Genomic DNA, 1,960 nt, shown 5'->3' on the forward strand with positions numbered 1-1,960 from the left:
CCGGCCCCGCTCCGGACCCGCCCCGGACCGCCCCGGACCCGGACCCGCCCCGGGTTGCTACCGCTCCAACACCGCCACCAGCTGGGTGCGCCGGGCGATCCGCAGCTTCCGGTAGGCGTTGGTGAGGTGCGTCTCCACGGTGCGGCGGGTGAGGCAGAGCGCGGAGGAGATCTGGGCGTTGCTGTGCCCCGCCGCCGCCAGTTCGGCCACGCGCCGTTCGGCGGGGGTCAGGGCGTGTCCGCCGTTCCTGTTCCGCACCCCGCCCTCGCGCAACGCCTCCTGCGTCAGGCCGAGGAGACGGCCGACGGCGGCCGGCCCTCCGGCCTCCGGAGCGGGTGCGGCCAGTCGCCGGGCCGCGGCGTGCGCCTCGCGCAGCGTGTCACGCCCCTTGCGGCCGTTGCCCGCTTCGAGGTGGGCCCGGCCGAGATCGACCAGGACCTCCACGAGTTCCACGGGCGCGGAACCCGGCCTGAGCAGTTCGGCGCCCTCGGTCAGCGAACACAGGGCCAGCCTGCCGCCCACGGTCGCGGCGTACGCCCGCAGCGCCCGGCCGACGGTACGCGCGGTGCCCCAGGTCCGGGCGTGGCGCAGTTCCTCCTCGGCGAGTTCGCGCGCCTCCTCCCGCCGCCCGAGCCGCACCAGGGCGAGCGCCGCCCCGGAACGCCACGGCGTGGCGACCGGACTGACGAAGTCACGGGCGCTCTGGCCGGCTCCGCAGCGCAGGTAGTCGTCGAGGGCGGCCTGCCAGTCGCCGTCCGCCGCGTGCAGCAGGGCCCGGGTGTAGCCGAGTTCGTTCCACTCCCAGGACCTGTCGCTGCCGGACGGGCCGGCGAGGGCCACGGCCTCCCACGCCCCGGCGCGCCGGCCCGTCTCGCACAGGGCCGTCGCCACCATGGCCGCCAGATGCGGCAGTCGCACGCCCTGCCCCGCGGTCGCCGCCACCAGGTCGGCGTTCTCCGCGATGACGCGGTCGAATTCCCCCGCCCAGAGCGCCGCCTCGGCCCGGACGCTGAGCAGACACTGCAGACCCACGTCCGTCAGGTCCGGGGGGACGGGCGGGACGGGCAGGCACAGGCCGGTCAGCTCACGCGCTTCCTCCAGGCGGTCCGCCCATTGCAGCAGGGTGGCCGCGCTGCCGAGCCAGGCGGTCCGCAGCCGCGGGTCCACCGGCATCGCCAGGCGCGGCCGGACCCGGGCGAGCACCTCGGCCGCCGAGCGGAGGCCGGCCCCGGCTTCGTACTCGGTGATCAGTCCGCACACCAGCGGCTCGATGGCCGGGGGTACCGTCGGGGCCAGCGCGCGCAGGCCCGCGACGGCGCCGCGCCAGGCGTCGCCGTCGTGGGAGGAGACGAGCGCGCCGAGGGTCTGCAGCACCTGGACGAGCTCGTCGTCGTCGGCGGCACGGCTCACCTGGTGAAGGACCCGCAGCGCGGTGTCGGGATCCCGGCCCGCGACGAGGGCGGCGCTCAGGGCCGTCGCCGCGGTCGCCCGTTCCCGCAGATCGGTGTGCAGTTCCAGCCCGGTGTGGAGTCTGCGGATGCCGGCGGTCGCGTTGTTCGGAAGCTCCAGGGCGCCGAGGCGCAGGCAGAGGGCGGCACGCCGGTCGCGATCGAGCGGGCCGCTCAGCGCGTGGCGCAGATACGCGGCGGACTCCGCGACCTGGCCGGCGCGCATCGCCTCCTCCGCGGCGTCGGCCAGCGAACGGGCCATCCACACCTCGCTCGGCCGGTCCACCCGCAGGAGCCGGGAGGCCACGGCCGTCGCCGGCGCACCGCTCTCGTCGAGCAGTTCCGCCATGCGCGTGTGCAGCTCGGCGACCTCCTCCGGCTCGGCGGCGGCGAGCACGGCCTCCCTCGCGAGGGGATGGCTCAGCAGCCTGCTCAGGCGGCGCACCGACCGCTCGCCCGGGGGACGCCGGGACGTGCAGAGGCCGGAGAGCCGGCGGAGGAGGCCGGGGCCG

General features: G+C 77.0%; 1 protein-coding gene. It reads right to left on the minus strand.

From position 1 onward, the window contains the following. Positions 1 to 57 precede the first annotated feature (57 nt). A partial coding sequence (locus tag ACIQOV_RS39390) for a LuxR C-terminal-related transcriptional regulator (protein WP_401055700.1) occupies positions 58 to 1,960 on the minus strand: 1,903 nt, incomplete at its 5' end.

The organism is Kitasatospora sp. NPDC091257, from assembly GCF_044757675.1.
Taxonomy (GTDB): domain Bacteria; phylum Actinomycetota; class Actinomycetes; order Streptomycetales; family Streptomycetaceae; genus Kitasatospora; species Kitasatospora lactacystinica.